The sequence below is a fragment of the Cupriavidus basilensis genome, assembly GCF_000876015.1.
In the GTDB taxonomy this organism is placed as follows: domain Bacteria; phylum Pseudomonadota; class Gammaproteobacteria; order Burkholderiales; family Burkholderiaceae; genus Cupriavidus; species Cupriavidus basilensis_B.
This window is the reverse complement of the sequence record NZ_BBQM01000015.1, coordinates 365,462-381,970: the sequence shown is the minus strand read 5'-3', so window position 1 is coordinate 381,970 and position 16,509 is coordinate 365,462. Positions and strand designations below refer to the sequence as shown.

The window sequence follows — 16,509 nt, the reverse complement described above, 5'->3', positions numbered from 1 at the left end:
CACTCCATGCGCCTGTCGCGCTTCTTCATCACACGGCCGATTTTCGCCGCAGTCCTGGCGGTCGTGATTACCATCGTGGGCGCCATTGCCTACTTCCGACTGCCGGTATCGCAGTACCCCGACATCATTCCGCCGACCGTCGTGGTGTCCGCCACCTATCCCGGCGCGTCGGCCGAGACGGTTGCCGAGACGGTCGCCGCGCCGATCGAACAGGAGATCAACGGCGTCGACAACATGCTGTACATCTCCAGCCAGTCCACCGGCGACGGCAAGGTTGCGATCTCGGTGACGTTCAAGGTCGGGACCAACCTCGATGCGGCGCAGATGCTGGTGCAGAACCGGGTCGCCACCGCGACGCCGCGCTTGCCCGAAGAGGTGCAGCGCCTCGGCGTGACCACCCGCAAGACCGCGCCGAGTGCGCTGATGGCGGTGAACCTGGTCTCGCCGGACGGCACCTTCGATCAGGACTACATTTCGAACTACGCACTCACCCAGGTACGCGACCGGCTGAGCCGGATCGACGGCGTTGGCGACGCCATCATTTTTGGCAGCCGGGAATTTGCCATGCGGGTATGGATCGACCCGGACCGGGCGGCATCGCTGAACCTGACCGCCGGCGAAGTGGTCGCGGCGCTTCGTGCCCAGAACGTGCAGGTCGCCGCCGGCGCGCTGGGCCAGCCGCCCAACGCGTCCGCCGATGCCTTCCAGCTGAATGTCCGGACGCAGGGCCGATTCTCCGATCCGGAACAGTTCGCCGACGTGATCGTCCGTACCGACAAGGACGGCCGGCAGGTCCGGGTGCGCGATGTGGCGCGCGTCGAACTGGGGGCGGCCGACTACGGCACCAACGCGTACCTGTCCGGCAAGCCGTCGATCATGATCGGCATCTTCCAGCGACCGGGCACGAACGCGCTCGAGACGGGCGAAACCGTCGAGCGCGTCATGCGGGAGACCGCAAAGTCGTTTCCGCACGGGCTGGAGTACCGCATCATGTGGAACTCCACGAAGTTCATCGCCCAGTCCACCGCCGCGGTCCGCCAGACGCTGCTGGAGGCCGCGGTGCTCGTGGTGCTGGTCATCTTCCTGTTCCTGCAGCGCTGGCGGGCGGCGATCATTCCGGTCGTCGCCATTCCGGTTTCGCTGGTCGGCACCTTCGCGCTTCTTGCCGTTGCCGGCTACAGTCTCAACAGCCTGTCGCTATTCGGCCTGGTCCTGGCGATCGGGATCGTGGTGGACGACGCCATCGTGGTCGTCGAGAACGTCGAGCGCAACCTCGGGTTGGGGCTGGGTCCGCTCGACGCGGCACGCAAATCGATGGATGAGGTATCGGCGGCCTTGGTGGCCATCGTGCTGGTCCTGTGCGCGGTGTTCATTCCGACGCTGTTCCTCACCGGACTGTCCGGGGCGTTCTACAAGCAGTTCGCGCTGACGATATCCGGCGCCACCATCATTTCGCTGATTCTCTCGCTCACGCTGTCGCCCGCCCTCGCGGCGCAGCTTCTGCGCGCGCACGACGCGAAGGACGCCGGGCATCCGGTCCTGCGCGCGGCGCACCGGGCGGGCGACGCGTTCAATCGGCGCTTCGATGCGTTCAGCGCCGCCTACGGGAAACTGACGGCGTGGCTGGTAGCCCGGCCCAGGAGGGTGATGCTGTCGTATTGCGGCCTTATTCTGGCGACGGTCGCGCTGTTCTGGGTGACGCCGACAGGCTTCATTCCCGCGCAGGACCAGAGCTATCTGATTACCGTGGTGCAATTGCCGCCGGGCGCGTCTCTTGCACGGACCGACGCCGTGCTTCAGGACGTTTCCAGGCGCCTGCTCGCGATCGAGGGTGTCAGGGGCACGATCATGCTTCCCGGTTATGACGCCGCATCCAATACCAATTCGCCCAACTCGGCCACCGCATTCATCCCCCTCAAGCCGTTCGAGGAGCGCGACCGTTCCGCGAACTCCATTCTGGACGAGGCGCGCAAGGCCACCGCGGATATCGACGGCGCGCGCGTCATGGTCATCCCCCCTCCCCTGATCGATGGCATCGGTTCCGCGGGCGGCTACAGGATGATGGTGCAGGACCGCAGCGGCCACGGGTACCAGGAACTGGGCGGCGAGGCGGGAAAGCTGATTGCCAAGGCCAACGCGGCACCGGGCCTGTCCCAGGTGTACACGTTCTTCAATACGCTGACGCCGCGGATCTTCGCGGACATCGACCGCCGCAAGGCCGAGATACTTGGTGTCCCGGCGGAGCGCGTCTTCGAGGCGCTCCAGGTCTATCTCGGGTCGGCCTACGTCAATGACTTCAACCTGCTGGGCAGGACCTTCCGGGTGACCGCGCAGGCTGACCAGTCTCATCGCGGCAACACGGCCGACATTGCCAACCTGAAGACGCGCTCGTCGAGCGGGGCGATGGTGCCGGTGGGGTCGGTTGCCACCTTCCATGACGAAACGGGGCCGTATCGCGTGGTTCGGTACAACCTCTTTCCGGCGGTCGAAGTGGACGGCGACACCGCGCCCGGTTCCTCCACGGGGCACTCGCTGGCGACCATGGAACGGCTTGCCGCCGACACGCTTCCGGCCGGCTATGGCAGTGAATGGACGGGTATCGCGTATCAGCAGAAGATCGCCGGCAACACCGCCGTGCTGGTGTTCGCGCTGGCCGTGGTGCTGGTGTTCCTCGTCCTGGCTGCCCAGTACGAGAGCGTCACGCTCCCGCTGGCGATCATCCTCATCGTGCCGATGTGCCTGCTCGCGGCAATGATCGGCATCAATCTCCGGGGCATGGACAACAACGTCCTGACCCAGATCGGACTTGTGGTGCTGATTGCGCTTGCCGCCAAGAATGCGATCCTGGTGGTGGAGTTCGCCAAGCAGGCGGAGGAGCAGGACGGCCTGACGCCCGTCGCGGCGGCAGTGCGCGCCGCGCAGACCCGTTTGCGGCCAATCCTGATGACGAGCTTTGCCTTCATTCTGGGGGCGGTGCCCTTGCTGATCGCCAAGGGCGCGGGCGCCGAGCTCCGGCAGGCGCTCGGGACCGCCGTGTTCTTCGGCATGCTGGGAGTGACGGGCTTTGGGCTGCTCTACACGCCTACCTTTTACGTGGTCTGCCGCGCCCTTGGCGCGCGGCTGTCGCGGCGCCGCCGGCCGGCGGCGCCGGCCCGGTTGCAGCATGCTGATTGAGGTGCACCGATGAGAATACTTACGCTGCCGCTTTCCATTCTTGCGCTGGCCTTGAGCGCCTGCGCCGTGGGTCCCGACTATGTGGCGCCCACCCTGACGGATTCCGCCACCGGCACCTTCGCCGCCAGCGCGGAGCCGGCCCTTTACGATGACAGGCCCGCGCATGACGACTGGTGGCGCCTGTATCGGGACCCGATACTCGATCAGTTGATTCAGGACGCGCTGGGCGCGAACACCGACGTGCGGGTGGCCGTCGCGCGTCTGGAGCGGGCGCGCGCGATGTTGCGCGACGCCGGCGCGGATCTTTATCCGGGCACCGGACTCGATGCCACGGCGAATCGCCAGAGACAGGCCGCCGTCCAGACGCTTCCCGGACTGGACCGGGAGAACACGCTCGTCGACGCGGGCTTCGGCGTGGCCTATGAAGTCGACCTTTTCGGCAGGGTGAGACGAAGCCTGGAATCGGCCCGCGGCGACTTCGAAGCCGCGCAGGCGGACCGGGATGCCGTCAGGGTGGCGATCGTCGCGGACACCACGCGGGCCTACCTCAATGCCGCCAGCGCAGCCCGGCGGCTCGCCGTCGCCCGTCGCATCGTCGAGTTGCTGGATCGCTCGCTGCGGGTGACGGGCGGCCGCGAACGGGCCGGGCTGGCCACGCCGCTGGATACGGCCAGAATGGCCGCCTTGCGGGAGCAGCGGCGTTCGAGCATCCCGGCGATTGCCGCCGAGCGGCAGGCCGCCCTTTTCCGGCTCGCTGTCCTGACCGGCCGTGCCCCCAGGGATCTGCCCGCCGCCGCGGCCACGGCCGATACGCCGCCGGCCATCGAGGTGCCGATTCCCGTCGGTGACGGGAAGGCGATGCTTGCCCGGCGGCCGGATGTCCGCGCCGCGGAGAGACGGCTCGCTGCCGCTACCGCGCGAATTGGCGTCGCCACGGCCGATCTGTATCCGCGGATCTCGCTCGGCGCGTCGATCGGATCGACCGGATTCGGCTTTGGCGATCTCTTCGGCGCCGGTCCCCTGCGATGGCTGGCGGGGCCGTCGATCTCCTGGTCCTTCCCGAACCAGGAGCGGATCCGCGCGCGCATCGCCGCCGCCAGGGCGGATAGCGATGGCGCGCTTGCCACCTTCGACGGCAGCGTGCTGCAAGCGCTGGCCGAGACGGAAACGGCGCTGTCGAACTACGCCCGCGCGCTTGACCAGCGCGCCGCGCTCGACGCGGCCCGGGAGCAGGCGGACCGCGCCGCGCGCATCGTCCGGGCCCAGCAGCGGGAGGGACGCAGCGACAGCCTTGCCCTGCTCGATGCCGAACGGACCTTTGCCGATGCGCAAGCGCAGCTCGCCGATGCCGAAGGCCGCATTGCCAACGCGCAGGTGGATCTGTTCAGGGCGTTGGGCGGTGGCTGGGCATCTCCCGGTTGAATGCATGACGGCGATGCCGTGCCTGGCAGGAATGACCAGGACCGATTGATTTCCGACACGCGCGCTAGAATGCGGTCTGCGTTGCCCGATTGTCACCATGGATCGCCGCCATGACCAAGGAGATGTGATTGAAAACCGTCGCCGTGCTTGCCCTCCAGGGCGTGGTGCCGTTCGACCTCGGTATTGCCTGCGATGTGTTTTCGCGGGTCGTGCTTGCGAACGGCAAGCCTGGCTATCGTGTACTGGTGTGCGGCGAGTCGGCGCGCGTGGACGCCGGCGGGCATTTTGATATCCGGGCGCCCGGGCGGCTGGAAGATGCGCTGGACGCGGATCTCGTGATCGTTCCGGGTGTCGACGATATCGAGCGGCGGGTTTCCGCCGGCGCCTGCCGAACGCTGAAGGCCGCGCGCGAAAGCGGCGCGCAACTGGCTTCGATTTGCACCGGCGCCTTTGTGCTTGCCGAAGCGGGACTGCTGGACGGCCATCGCGTGACGACCCATTGGGCGGCCGCGGACGAGCTCTCGCACCGCTACCCCGCGCTGGAGGTGGACACCGGCGTTCTGTTTGTCGACGAGGGGGACATCGTCACGTCCGCGGGAAGCTCGGCCGGTCTCGACATGTGCCTGCACCTGGTCGGGCGCGACTATGGACAGGCCGCCGCCGTGCAGGCGGCACGGCTCGCGGTGGCGCCGCTTCACAGGGACGGCGGACAGGCGCCGTTTATCCGGCAGCCCGTTGCCGATACGACGACAAGCCTTTCCCCCCTCTTCGATTGGATGCTGAAAAATCTCCACAAGCCGATCGACGTGACGGCGCTTGCGGCAAAGGCCAGGATGACACCGAGGACCCTTGCGCGCCGGTTTCGCGACCAGACGGGGACCACGCCCATTCAGTGGCTGATCACACAACGGGTTCGCCGCGCGCAGGAGCTTCTGGAGACCAGCGAAGCCTCGGTCGATCAGGTGGCTTCGGCATCGGGTTTCGATTCCCCGGTCACGTTCCGCGCACGGTTCCAGCGGGTGGTGGGGCTCACGCCGTCCGCCTATCGACGGCGGTTCAGGCAATCGTAGGGTGGCCTGCAAGCGGCGCGCATGGCCATGCCTGTGTCAGTCGCGGATCCCGCAACACATCGGGTACGTGTTACGTGGAACGCGCAACGTACCCCGCGCGATTGCAATACCGAGGAAAACTCCACCCCGGCGTCCGCTCAGTTCAGCGGCCTGACACGCCGGAATGCGGCCAGGATGGCCAGGTCATAGCCGATCTTCAATACGCCGCAGGCCAGCAACGGGGCGCCGGCCCAGCCCATTGCCATGAGTCCGCCGGCAAGCACCGGGCTGATCGCGGCGGCGAGGCTGCGCGGCACCGCGGTCAGGCTTGCCGCCGCTGCCCGCTCGGCGGGGGTGACCACCGCCATCACAAAGGCGGTGCGCGTTGGCACATCCATTTGAGACAGCGCGCTGCGCGCCAGCAGCAACAGCAACGCCAGCGGCAACGACGGTGCAAACGCGGCGGCGATCAGGAACGCGCTGGATGGAATGTGCGTAAACACCATCGTGTTCAGCAACCCGATCTTTCGGGCCAGCGGAACGGCGGCGAGCTGTGACGCCGTGGTCAGCAATCCGGCCCAGAAGAAGAACTGGCCCGCCGCGCCGGGCGACATCCCGAAACGCTGCATCAGCCAGAGCGACAGCAAGGCATTGACGACCAGGCCGCTCGCAAACGCATCCACGCTGAACAGCATCGCGAGCCGGATGACGATCCGACGCGATGGTCCCAGCGGCGCGGCCGTCGACGTCGAGTGCGGATGGGGTGCGGGCAGCCTCGCGTAGAGCGCCCAGAGCGCAATGCCGGTCAGGGCGTAGACGACGAACATCAGGCGCATGGCATCCAGGAACGACAGGCCGGCATGCCTGGCGAGCCAGCCCGGCACGGCCGCGGCCAGCGCCCCGAATGCGGCGGACAGCGAGCCCGCAAGGCCGTAGCGCGCAAACAATGCCGTGCGCGCCTCGGGCTTCGCGGATTCCGCCAGCCGTGCCTGCTCCAGCGGCAGGAACACGCTGACATCGCCCGAGCTCGGGTTCAGCGTGCCGACGAAGGCAACGATCAACAGCGGCCAGAGCGACGACAGGCCCGCAAAGGCCGCCCCGGTTGCGGCCATCATGACTGCCGCCCCGATCAGCAGGCGACGTTGCGCAAAGCGGTTCCCGATGAGTCCGACCAGAATGGTGGCAGTCGCGGAGCCGATCAGCGTGACGCTGCTGATCAGCCCGACGGCGAGCTGGTCGAAGCCGAGCGCCAGCAGGTACGCCGGCAACAGCACCGCCACGAAACCGTCGCAGAAGCCACGCAGCGCCCGCCCGGCAAGAAGCGGCATGACGCTTGCGTCGGCACCGGACGGCAGCACGAGGCCGGAGAGCATGGTGCGATTCACTGGTCGGCGGCCTCGGTTGTCATGGTGTTCTCATGGATCATGATGATCTCCTGTGGCTCGATGATGCGGCAGCGGACAGGCTGCCAGTCCGGTCCGGTCCTGAGTGGAAAGAAGCCCGGCAATCCGGGAACGGGGAACGGGGAACAAGCAACGGGCTAGCGCTTGCGAGCGCTGGAAAAGTGCGTGTAGAGCGAGTCGAGGACATGACCGGCCTCCGTCAGCAGCGCGTCGTCGTCGGGCAGGCGCTCGCGCGCGCCCGCCACCATCGCTTCGAAACCGCTCGCTTCCGCAACCGGCGTGCCGCCGATGTCCAGCACGTGAACCATCTGGCCGAGGCGTGCCAGTCCTTTGTCCTCGTCCAGCCCGAAGCTGGCGAGCAACACCTCGAAGGAAACCCGGTCGCCGACATGCGCGAATGTCGCGCCGTCGAAATCGAACGCCAGCGCCGCCTCCGGGCACTGGCGAACGTCTTCCAGCCAGAGGAAGCTGGCGTGGGGATCGATGAAGCGCCGGATCAGCCAGGCACAGGCAACGCGGTCCACCCAGAGGTGCCGTCGGGTTGCCCAGCATCGCCCCTGGTATTGGGCTGGGTCGCGTCTCGGGATGCTGCCCGCCCTGCCCTGTGGCTCGCCCGGCGACAGCATGGTGTCGATGGCCGCGTTGAAATCGCGCCACCGCGCTTCGGCGCGGACCGAGGCCTCGTTCGGGAAGAAGTCGATCCTGCGGATCGCGTCGAATCCGCGGCCGTACCGGCGAGCCATGCGCAGCAGTGCCGCTTCGTCCGTGTTGGCCAGCGTCACGCGCGCGCCGGAGAGCTCGGCCATCCAGTCCGCGTATTCGGGGGTGCGGTCGAACAGCGCGCGGTATTCGGCGTCCTGCCGCGTGTCGGTGGCCTGAACGGAGAGCGTCCAGACCTTGCCATCCTCGCCGGCCGCGTCCGACGCAAGCGCCTGCAACGGCTCACGCACGCCGGCCAGATCGGGCAGCAGATAGGCCCCGTCGCGCAGCGCGGCCGCGCCAAGCGCCTTGATGCCGCGCCAGAGGCGCATGCGGGCCGTGGCGGCCGAAGTGGGCAGGCTGGCAACCAGCAGCACCCATTGGGAGGGAAATGGAAGCGCAGTCATGCACCCAGCTTAGCGGGCCATCGCTTGCGCTTCAATGTTGTAGAGATCTCTACGTAGGTAACTGGCCGGCGCCGGACAGGTGACTATCGCGGCGCATGGGGCGCCGCGAGGCTCTCCATCGGGGATGCGCGGCGGCCCTAGCCGCGCAGCGAGTCCAGCACGGCCTGCAGCGGCAGCCTTTCCAGGTGGAAGCAGGCCTGACCGAGCCGCCCGGCATCGCCAGGCGCCTTGCGGCCGTAGGCGAAGCAATCCGTCGCCTTCTCGATCAGTTCGTCATCGGTGAGCGGCAGCTGCGCACTGCCGCGAAGGGCCTCCACGCGAATCGCCAGCCGGCGGCCGTCGCGCAGGTGAACGGCGACTTCGGCCCAGCGCGGGAAGGTCGGCGGTTCGCCCTGGCTCAGGTGCACCCGGTCGAAGAAGGCCTGGATCTCGGGCCGCAGAACCGGCTCGTCGCGAAAGCTCGCCAGATTTACCGCGCCATCGCAAATGGCCGCCGCCATGGCGTACTGCATGCTGAACTTGGCTTCGAGACCCGTGCGCGGGCGATCGTGGATGAGAGGCACCGTGGCGCGGTAGTTCGTCTTCACGTCCACGCGCTCCACGTCGTCGAGCGTGAACGGCGTTTCGCGCCGGATGTCGAGCATGCCCTGAATCGCCCGGTGGGTGGCATAGCACAGCGGATACTTCTTGATGTCGAGCCCCGAACGTTCGATCTCCAACGGCAGCTCGCCCAGGCGGTCGAGCTCCGCGTGCAGATCCTGGCCGTCGGCATAGAGCACCGCGTAGCCCTGCTTGCCGTCCAGCGCCGCGGGCGATGCATCCAGACCCGCGTCGGCCAGCAGCACGGACCGGAGCGCGATCGCATTCGCCTGTCCCGCCTGGAAGGCCTTGCCCATCGTGCCGAAGTTCTCCCGGGTTCCCGCGATCTGCGACACGAGGATGCCCAGCGCATGAATCGTGCGCTGCTGGTCGAGCCCCAACAGGCGCGCGCAGGCGGCGGTCGTGCCGAAGGCGGCGATCGAGACGGTGGAGTGCCAACCCTTGGCGTACTGGTCGTCCACGATGGCGCGCGCGATGCGGACGGTCACCTCCAGGCCCACCACGCAGGCGTCGAGCACCGCGCGGCCGGCACTGCCGAGCCCCTCGCCCAGGGCCACCACCGCGGGGAACATCGCAACGCTCGGATGGCCGCGCAGCGGGGAGCTGACGTCGTCGAAATCGAGCACGTGGCCCATCGTGCCATTGACCAGCGCGGCCATCTCGACGGGCAGGCGCTCGCCGGTGGCCCAGACCGTGGCCATGCGCGCGGCGTTGGTGCCCTGGCCGCGCGCATAGTCCAGCACCCGCGCGGACGCGGGCTCATGCGCGCCGCCCACTGCGACGGCGATGGTGTCGTAGAGCGCGCGTGCTGCGGCGGCGCGGGCCTCGGCGGAAATCGCCGAGGCGTCGAAGCCGACCGCGAAGGCGGCGATCTTCTCGCTGGCTGAAAGGTGCATGAATTCGTACTCCTGGTTTCGTTCGAAAAAAGCCTGCTCGCCGGCAGGTGGATGGATGACGCGCCACGCGCGTCGATGCCTTGAATGCTTATGGCCCCGGGTTGCCCGGGTTGCCCGCAACGCCTTCAATGCCTTCAATGCCTGAAGCCCGGGACGGAATGCGAGGCGCGCGAATGGAACGCGGCGCTTCGCCTCGCCCGGCATTCAGGTCGAGCGCTCATTCCGGTTCGATGCCGGCGCGCTGGATGACTTCCCGCCACTTGACCGTCTCCTTGCGCATGAAGGCCGACAGCTCCTGCGGCGAGGAGCCGATCGGCTGCACGCCGTCGACCATGAACAGCTTCTGCACCTCGGGATCCTTCAGCGCCGCGACGGCGGCGCGCTGCAACTTGTCGAGAATGGGCTGGGGCGTGCCCTTGGGCGCCAGCAAGGCGTACCAGACATAGGACTGGTACCCCGGCACGCCGGCCTCGGCGATCGTCGGAACTTCGGGATGCGCGGGAGAGCGCTGGGCGGTGGTGACGCCCAGCGCCACCATCTTGCCTGCCTGCAGGAAACTGCCGCCGCTGCCGAAGCCGGCGAACACGGCTTGCAGGCGCCCACCCATCAGGTCGGTATAGGCCGGCGAGGCGCCCTGGTAGGGGATGTGCTCCATGTCCAGCCCGGCCATCGACTTGAGCAGTTCCATCGACAGGTGCAGGCCGCTGCCGGTGCCGGAGGAACCGTAGGAGAACTTGCCGGGATTCTTGCGCACCAGCGCAATGAACTCGGGCAGCGTCTTGACGCCGAGGCTCGGCGAGACGGCCAGAAAGTACGGCGCCTGCGCCAGCAGCGAGATCGGCTCGAAGTCCTTGACGGGATCATAGGAGAGCCGCTTGACGAGTCCCGGGTTGATGGCCGCCTGGGCTGTCAGGGCCAACGCCAGCGTGTAGCCGTCCGGCTTGGCGTGGGCCACCAGGGACATGGCGATGCCGCCGCTCGCTCCGCCCCGGTTGTCGACGATGACCGTGGCGCCGAGCTGCTTGGACAGGGCAACGGCCATCGGCCGGCCGACGGTGTCGGCGCCGCCGCCCGAGGCGTACGGGAGGACGAGGCGAATGGGGTGGTCGGGGTACTCCGCGTGCGCGGCGGCGCTGAGCACAAGCGCCGCCACGGCGACCGCGGCGCGGCGCAGGGGACGAAGGTTGAGGATTGGCATGGTCTCCTTTCGTTTTATTTGGTTGGATTGTTCCGATTTCGGATAAGCGGCGCCGCTCAGCCGGCCCGCGCGCGCGTGAGCGCAAGAAGTTCGTCGCCGGCCCGGGCGAGAGCCTGCCGGGCCTGCGCGTTCCAGACGCCGGCGGCTTCGGCTGCCGCGCGCTCCTCGTCCAGCATGCGCATCGCCTCGTCTGGCTGGGGTCCGCCCGCGCCACGGCGCCGCAGGATCATCTGCTCGGCATCCACGCACTGGTTGTACTGCACGGCGTCGATCGGGAGTTCCGCGCCGGCCTGTTCGCGGTAAAGCGCGCAGGCCTGTTCGTAGGAGATCTCCGCCAGGCGCAGCCGCCGTTCGCGGCCGAAATCGGTCAGGAGCGAGGCGAAATGGTGGCCGAGGCGGAAAGGCACGCGGGCCTGCTGCATGAGCACGTCGGCAATCTCCGTGACCGTGGAATAGTCCGCATCCACCTCGCGGCGGGCCTGCTGCGCGTCGACCACGAGGCTGTCGACGATCCGCGTGAAAAGCGCGAACAGCGCCACGAAGCGCTTGGAGGACAGCGGGTCGTAGGCGCGGTAGTCGAACATGCCGGTCCGCACGTTGTGGGCGACGAGGAACGGCCCCTGCATCTCGCAGAGCAGCAGGCTGCTCTGCGCCCGCAACTGCTCCAGGGCGGCCGGATTGCGCTTCTGGGGCATCAGGCTGCTGATGCCCATGAGTTCGCCCCCGCGCATCGTGAGCCAGGGATGAGGCGTGAGGTACTGCGAATGCAGGTCCTGCGCAAACTGGCTGATCTGCACGGCGCAGCTGGCAAGCACGGATGCCAGTTCCAGGCTGCTGTCCACCGAGGCAAGATGGTTCGCGTCGTAGGTGTTGCGCACGATGCCGCCAAAGCCCAGCAGGCTGGCCAGGCGTTCGCGGTCGACAGGGAAGCTCGACGCCGCCAGGGCGGCCGCGCCCAGCGGACTGAGGTTGATGCGCGCATAGGCCTGCTCCAGCCGCTGTTGCTGCCGGCCCAGCGCGGCGACGACGGCCAGCAGGTAGTGCGCCAGCGTCGTGGGCTGGGCCTGCACGCCGTGCGTGTAGGCAGGAATGACCGTGCGCACGTGGTCCCCCGCCAACTTCAGCAGCCCGCGCCGCATGTCGCCCAGGCCCGCGTGCGCATCGAGCAGGTCGGCTCGCAGGTTCATGCGCGAGAGCGTGGAGGCAATGTCCTGCCGGCTGCGGCCGGCATGCACCAGCGACGCCGACGGGCCGGCCAGCGCCGCCAGCCGGCGCTCGTAGTCGAGATAGTCGCCCGAGGGGCGTGCGGCTGGCGCTTCGTTCTCGAGGGCCAGGATGGCCTGCGCAATCGCGCGGGCATCCTGCGCGCCGATGACGTCGCGCTCGGTGAGCATGACGAGGGAGGCCTGGTTGATCTGGCCGAGGAATGCCGGAACCCGCGCACCACCGCGGAAGGCTTCGTTGACGTCCTTGACGGCGTAGGCGGCGCTGGCGTGGCCGGAAGGTGCGGATGGTGCGGACGGTGCAGAAGGTGCGGATGGTGCTGACATGGAGGCACATGGAACGGAGTTATGTTGCCGCTAATGTGCGTCCCGTCAGTTCATGCCGTCAAATGAATTAATTGGCATCAATCATTGCCTGCATTGCATAATATGGCCATTGTGCCGAGACTCCCCGTGCCGCCATGTCGATGACCTTCCAGCAACTTCACTGCATCCGCCAGATCGTGGCCAACGGCTTCAGCGTTTCACGCACGGCCGAGGCGCTCTTCACCACCCAGCCAGGCGTGAGCAAGATGGTGCGCGCGCTCGAAAACGAACTGGGCATCGTGGTCTTCGCGAGGCGCGGCAATCGGCTGGTGGGGCTGACCGATGCCGGACGCGAGGCCTATTCGCTTGCGGGCCGCATCCTGCAGGACTCGCAGGCATTGCGCGGCCTGCGCGACAACGGGCAAGGCGGGCAGGCGCGCGGCACGATCCGCCTGGGCACCACGCATGTTCATGCGCGCTACCGGCTGCTGCCCGTCACCGGGCGCTTCCTGCGCACCTACCCTCACGTCCAGCTGGAGTACTCGGTCGGCACGCCGCCCGAAATCCACGCCGGCGTGCGCGACGGCAGCATCGACATCGGCCTGAGCACCATGCCGTCGAACGCCGCACCCGATATCCTTTCGCTTCGCGCCTACGAGATGGAGCGCTGCCTCGTCGTGCCGCGGGGGCACCCGCTGCTGGCACTGGGCGAGATCAAGATCAGGGATCTGGCCGACTGGCCGTGGATTGTGCACGACGAGAAATTCACGTCCGGCGCCGTGGTGCAGCGTGCGTTCCAGATGCACGGGCTACAGCCCCGCATCGTGATGCGCGCCATGGACGTGGACGTGATGAAGGCCTACGTGGCGCAAGGCGTCGGCATCGCCGCGCTGAACAAGATGGCGATGGAAGACGACCCGGATCCGAGGCTGCGCTGCATCGAAGCCGGGCATATTTTCCCTGCCTCGACGGCTATGGTCATGGTTCGACGGGATCACTTGCTCAAACCGTTCGCCTTCGACTTTATCCGGATGCTGCTGCCGCGCGTGCGGCGGACGACGCTGGTCGCGGCACTCGGTATTCCGACGTAGCGCAGACCTCGTTCCCACCATCCGCGTGCCGTGCGCGACCTTCGGCGGGACTTCTCTCGCCCGGCCAGCCCTGAAACGGACCGGACCGCGGCACGCCGGCGTGACGACGCCCGCGGTGGCGACTGCCGCTCGATGACGGTTGCGCGAATCCCTTCGTCGCAGAACAGCCTCGCGGCCGCCTGCTCCGCCCCACGCGATTTCATGGATGTCTTCATCGGTATCCGTTCGTCGTGGCGTGCAACAAGGCTGCCGTCGCGGCGAGAACGAACCGAAGCGGCAAACAGTAAACAGCCAACGGCAAACGGCAACGCCTACGTCAATCGCAGATCCCACAACACATCGAGTACGTGCTGCGTGGAACGCTCAACGTACCCGGCACGATGCGCGATACCGAGCCGGCGCCACAACGCCGGGCGCAGCGGACGCATGACAATGCGCCCGTCGAGCAATGGCGTGGTGGCCTCATGGGGCAACAGCGCCGCGCCATAGCCTGCCGCCACCAGGCTCTTGATCGCGTCGTTGTAGTTGAGCTGAATGCGCGGCGCGGGATGCTGCCCTCCGGCCGCGAACCATTCCGCGGTCAGGCGCGAGAGGCGCGTGGTCGCGTCATTGAGAATGAGAGGCTGGGCGGCGAGCCATTCCGGCGTGACGCGGGCCGGGCACCGCCAGTGCGCCGGCACAAAGGCCATCACGGGGTCGCGGCGCCAGGGCTTTATCACGAGTCCGGCCACCGGGGGCTGAGGCAGTGCGACCAGCCCGACATCGAGCGTTCCATCCGCCAGTCGGGACAGCGTTTCATGCGAAGTGAGCACCGCAATCTGAATGTCGATGGCGGGATGGTGCTGGCGCAGCGCTTCGAGCGCCTGCGGCAAGAGGTGCGCGATCACGCCGGTCGACGCGCCGAGCCGCACGCGCCCTTCGAGCCCCTGCACCTGGCGTTGAATATCGTCCAACGCCTGCTCCGCATCGGCCAGCAGCCGGCGCGCGCGCTCCACCAGCACCTCGCCTATCGCCGACGGCCTGACATGCCCGCGCTTCCGTGACAGGAGCGGCGCCCCAATGCGGTCTTCGAGTTCGGCGATGTGGAGGCTGACCGTGGGCGGCGCCAGGTGCAGTGCGCGCGCCGCATCGGCAAATGAGCCACGGTCGGCAATGGCGACCAGCGTGCGCAGACGGTCCAGGCTGATCTCTCGCATGTCGGCATCCAGATTCAGGAAAACTGAATATTAACGTTATCAAATTCAACTTTCTCTATTCTAGCGGTCCGGAGAACATAGGGGCTCGTTCTCCTTGTCACAACCCACAGTCACCGGAGTATTCCCCGTATGCGCTCTCCTGTTGTTTTCATCGACGGCGACCAAGGCACCACCGGGCTGCAAATCCACGAACGGCTGCGCAACCGGACCGACCTCGCACTGCTCACGCTTGCCGCCGCGGAACGCAAAGATCCGCGGCGCCGCGCGCAAGCCATCAACGCCTGCGACATCGCCATCCTCTGCTTGCCCGATGCCGCCGCGCGCGAGGCGGTGGACGCCATTGTCAATCCCGCCGTCAGAGTCATCGACGCCAGTTCCGCCCACCGCACGCGGCCGGACTGGACATACGGATTTCCGGAAATGGCGCCGGGACAGGCCGAGCGCATCGCGAACGCGCGTCGGGTCACCAATCCCGGTTGTTATCCGACCGGCGCCATCGGCTTGCTGCGCCCCCTGTTGCAGGCCGGGCTCATACCGGGCAACTACCCCGTCAGCATTCATGCGGTGTCCGGCTACTCCGGAGGCGGGCGTGCCGGCGTGGAGGAATATGAGGGACCGGGAGCCGTCAACGCGCCTTCATACCAGGTATATGGCCTGGAACTCGCGCACAAGCACACCCCGGAGATCCAGCAGCACGCCGGGCTCGCGCAGCGTCCCATCTTCGTCCCCGCGATTGGGGCGTTCCGCCAGGGCATCGTGCTGACGGTCCCCCTGACGCTGCGGCTGCTGGCACCCGACGTGGATGGCGCCGCGTTGCACGCATGCCTCGCACGCCACTATGCCGAGGCGGCCCACGTAAGTGTCACGCCGCTGCACGAATCGCGCGCCCTGAAGCACCTGGATCCGCAGGCGCTGAACGGCACCAGCGACATGCGCCTGAGCGTATTTCCCAACATGGAACACGGGCACGTCCTGCTGTCCGCGGTTTTCGACAATCTTGGCAAAGGCGCATCCGGCGCAGCGGTGCAGAACCTGAACCTGATGCTCACGCGGCAATAGCGGCCGATGGCCTGAGCTGACGTTCGGCCGCAACCATATGCCGACGATTGTTGCCGGCCGACGTGAGCCGCCTCGATACCATCGAGGCGCGCACCGCCGGCACCGCCTCACTCGTCGCCCGGCACGCCGTAACTGGGCGCGGCGAGCGGATTGAGCGCCCGCGTCACGTAGTCCTGCATCTGCGGCTGATACCTCCGCCACAGCGCGTCCAGCACGGTGACTGGATCGTCATCGGTCCAGTCCACGCGCAGGTCCACCAGCGCCCAGGTTTGCGTACCGGCGATCTTGAGCGCGGCCGAATGAACCGGTCCGGCTTCGCCGCCGGCCTTCACGGCGGCGTGCATGGCGTGCAGCAGGCGGTCGCCCAAGGCGCCCTCGGATTGCTCAAAGGCCGCCACCATGACGTCGGCCACCCGCCGGTCCGCCAGCATGTTGCCGGCGGCGAGGCATTGTTGGCCGGCAACGGCATGGCTCAGGCCCAGTGCTTCCTTGCCGGTGAAGAACGCCGTCCTTCCCTGCTGGTCGATGACGGCGACCTGGCGGTACTCGCTCCACTCACGGGCGGCCAGCGCCTGGTCCAACGCCTGCGCCGGCGGCAACTTGCCGGTTTCCAGCAGGTCCAGGATCTCCGGGCCCAGCGCGGGCAGCGTGACGTTCTGTGTGGCCACCGCGCCGACGCCCGCGCGTACCCAGGGGCAGCGCGCGCCGACGGAGATGCTCGAAGAGCTGATGGCGATACCGAGTTGCCCGGTCTGCGGGCAGCGGCCGACGATGGAAAATGTCATG

Annotated in this window: 12 protein-coding genes; 5 read left to right on the top strand and 7 right to left on the bottom strand. The window is 67.6% G+C overall.

Annotation, left to right across the window (positions count from 1 at the left end; all coding sequences use genetic code 11):
• Positions 1-6 precede the first annotated feature (6 nt).
• The 3 genes from KF708C_RS15650 (at position 7) to KF708C_RS15640 (ending at position 5,666) form a co-directional block, all read left to right on the top strand.
• A complete protein-coding gene (locus KF708C_RS15650; protein ID WP_059412508.1) occupies positions 7-3,174 on the top strand; it encodes an efflux RND transporter permease subunit in 3,168 nt (1,055 codons plus the stop codon).
• A gap of 9 nt (positions 3,175-3,183) precedes the next feature.
• The gene (locus KF708C_RS15645) at positions 3,184-4,596 is read left to right on the top strand and encodes an efflux transporter outer membrane subunit (protein ID WP_059412507.1); all 1,413 of its coding nucleotides are present in this window, start codon (positions 3,184-3,186) and stop codon (positions 4,594-4,596) included.
• A gap of 128 nt (positions 4,597-4,724) precedes the next feature.
• The gene (locus tag KF708C_RS15640) at positions 4,725-5,666 is read left to right on the top strand and encodes a GlxA family transcriptional regulator (protein WP_059412506.1); all 942 of its coding nucleotides are present in this window, start codon (positions 4,725-4,727) and stop codon (positions 5,664-5,666) included.
• A 137-nt stretch (positions 5,667-5,803) separates the two neighbouring features.
• Here the strand turns inward: KF708C_RS15640 and KF708C_RS15635 are convergent, their stop codons facing one another.
• The 5 genes from KF708C_RS15635 to KF708C_RS15615 all read right to left on the bottom strand — a co-directional run bounded on the left by KF708C_RS15635 (position 5,804) and on the right by KF708C_RS15615 (position 12,398).
• Positions 5,804-7,018, bottom strand: coding sequence for an MFS transporter (locus KF708C_RS15635; protein ID WP_059412616.1), 1,215 nt, complete (start codon positions 7,016-7,018; stop codon positions 5,804-5,806).
• Positions 7,019-7,185: 167 nt separating this feature from the next.
• On the bottom strand, positions 7,186-8,154 hold the full coding sequence (locus tag KF708C_RS15630) for a chromate resistance protein ChrB domain-containing protein (RefSeq protein WP_059412505.1): 969 nt from the start codon (positions 8,152-8,154) through the stop codon (positions 7,186-7,188).
• 137 nt (positions 8,155-8,291) lie between these two features.
• A complete protein-coding gene (locus KF708C_RS15625) occupies positions 8,292-9,650 on the bottom strand; it encodes an MmgE/PrpD family protein (protein ID WP_059412504.1) in 1,359 nt (452 codons plus the stop codon).
• Between the two features lie 217 nt (positions 9,651-9,867).
• Entirely contained in the window at positions 9,868-10,848 is a 981-nt protein-coding gene (locus KF708C_RS15620; protein WP_020205205.1) for a Bug family tripartite tricarboxylate transporter substrate binding protein, read from the bottom strand.
• A gap of 56 nt (positions 10,849-10,904) precedes the next feature.
• A complete protein-coding gene (locus KF708C_RS15615; protein ID WP_063923015.1) occupies positions 10,905-12,398 on the bottom strand; it encodes a lyase family protein in 1,494 nt (497 codons plus the stop codon).
• Between the two features lie 134 nt (positions 12,399-12,532).
• Here KF708C_RS15615 and KF708C_RS15610 point away from each other — a divergent pair, with 134 nt between their 5' ends.
• Positions 12,533-13,468 carry a LysR substrate-binding domain-containing protein gene (locus KF708C_RS15610; protein ID WP_059412502.1) on the top strand — a complete coding sequence of 312 codons (936 nt, stop codon included), beginning with the start codon at positions 12,533-12,535 and terminating at the stop codon, positions 13,466-13,468.
• A gap of 311 nt (positions 13,469-13,779) precedes the next feature.
• On the opposite strand, the gene KF708C_RS15605 is transcribed toward KF708C_RS15610, so the two are convergent.
• On the bottom strand, positions 13,780-14,664 hold the full coding sequence (locus tag KF708C_RS15605) for a LysR family transcriptional regulator (RefSeq protein ID WP_020205208.1): 885 nt from the start codon (positions 14,662-14,664) through the stop codon (positions 13,780-13,782).
• Between the two features lie 129 nt (positions 14,665-14,793).
• On the opposite strand from KF708C_RS15605, the gene argC reads away from it, so the two are divergent.
• Entirely contained in the window at positions 14,794-15,723 is a 930-nt protein-coding gene (argC, locus tag KF708C_RS15600) for an N-acetyl-gamma-glutamyl-phosphate reductase (RefSeq protein ID WP_059412501.1), read from the top strand.
• A 107-nt stretch (positions 15,724-15,830) separates the two neighbouring features.
• Here argC and KF708C_RS15595 read toward each other — a convergent pair whose 3' ends face one another.
• On the bottom strand, positions 15,831-16,508 hold the full coding sequence (locus KF708C_RS15595) for a DUF1028 domain-containing protein (protein WP_059412500.1): 678 nt from the start codon (positions 16,506-16,508) through the stop codon (positions 15,831-15,833).
• Position 16,509: the final 1 nt, after the last annotated feature.

What these genes read in the sequence shown, in the direction of transcription:
- argC (WP_059412501.1), top strand. Translation starts at nt 14,794, where the DNA reads ATGCGCTCTCCTGTTGTTTTCATCGACGGCGACCAAGGCACCACCGGG.
- KF708C_RS15635 (WP_059412616.1), bottom strand. Translation starts at nt 7,018, where the DNA reads ATGCTCTCCGGCCTCGTGCTGCCGTCCGGTGCCGACGCAAGCGTCATG.
- KF708C_RS15645 (WP_059412507.1), top strand. Translation starts at nt 3,184, where the DNA reads ATGAGAATACTTACGCTGCCGCTTTCCATTCTTGCGCTGGCCTTGAGC.
- KF708C_RS15615 (WP_063923015.1), bottom strand. Translation starts at nt 12,398, where the DNA reads ATGTCAGCACCATCCGCACCTTCTGCACCGTCCGCACCATCCGCACCT.
- KF708C_RS15650 (WP_059412508.1), top strand. Translation starts at nt 7, where the DNA reads ATGCGCCTGTCGCGCTTCTTCATCACACGGCCGATTTTCGCCGCAGTC.
- KF708C_RS15630 (WP_059412505.1), bottom strand. Translation starts at nt 8,154, where the DNA reads ATGACTGCGCTTCCATTTCCCTCCCAATGGGTGCTGCTGGTTGCCAGC.
- KF708C_RS15595 (WP_059412500.1), bottom strand. Translation starts at nt 16,508, where the DNA reads ATGACATTTTCCATCGTCGGCCGCTGCCCGCAGACCGGGCAACTCGGT.
- KF708C_RS15620 (WP_020205205.1), bottom strand. Translation starts at nt 10,848, where the DNA reads ATGCCAATCCTCAACCTTCGTCCCCTGCGCCGCGCCGCGGTCGCCGTG.
- KF708C_RS15625 (WP_059412504.1), bottom strand. Translation starts at nt 9,650, where the DNA reads ATGCACCTTTCAGCCAGCGAGAAGATCGCCGCCTTCGCGGTCGGCTTC.
- KF708C_RS15610 (WP_059412502.1), top strand. Translation starts at nt 12,533, where the DNA reads ATGTCGATGACCTTCCAGCAACTTCACTGCATCCGCCAGATCGTGGCC.
- KF708C_RS15605 (WP_020205208.1), bottom strand. Translation starts at nt 14,664, where the DNA reads ATGCGAGAGATCAGCCTGGACCGTCTGCGCACGCTGGTCGCCATTGCC.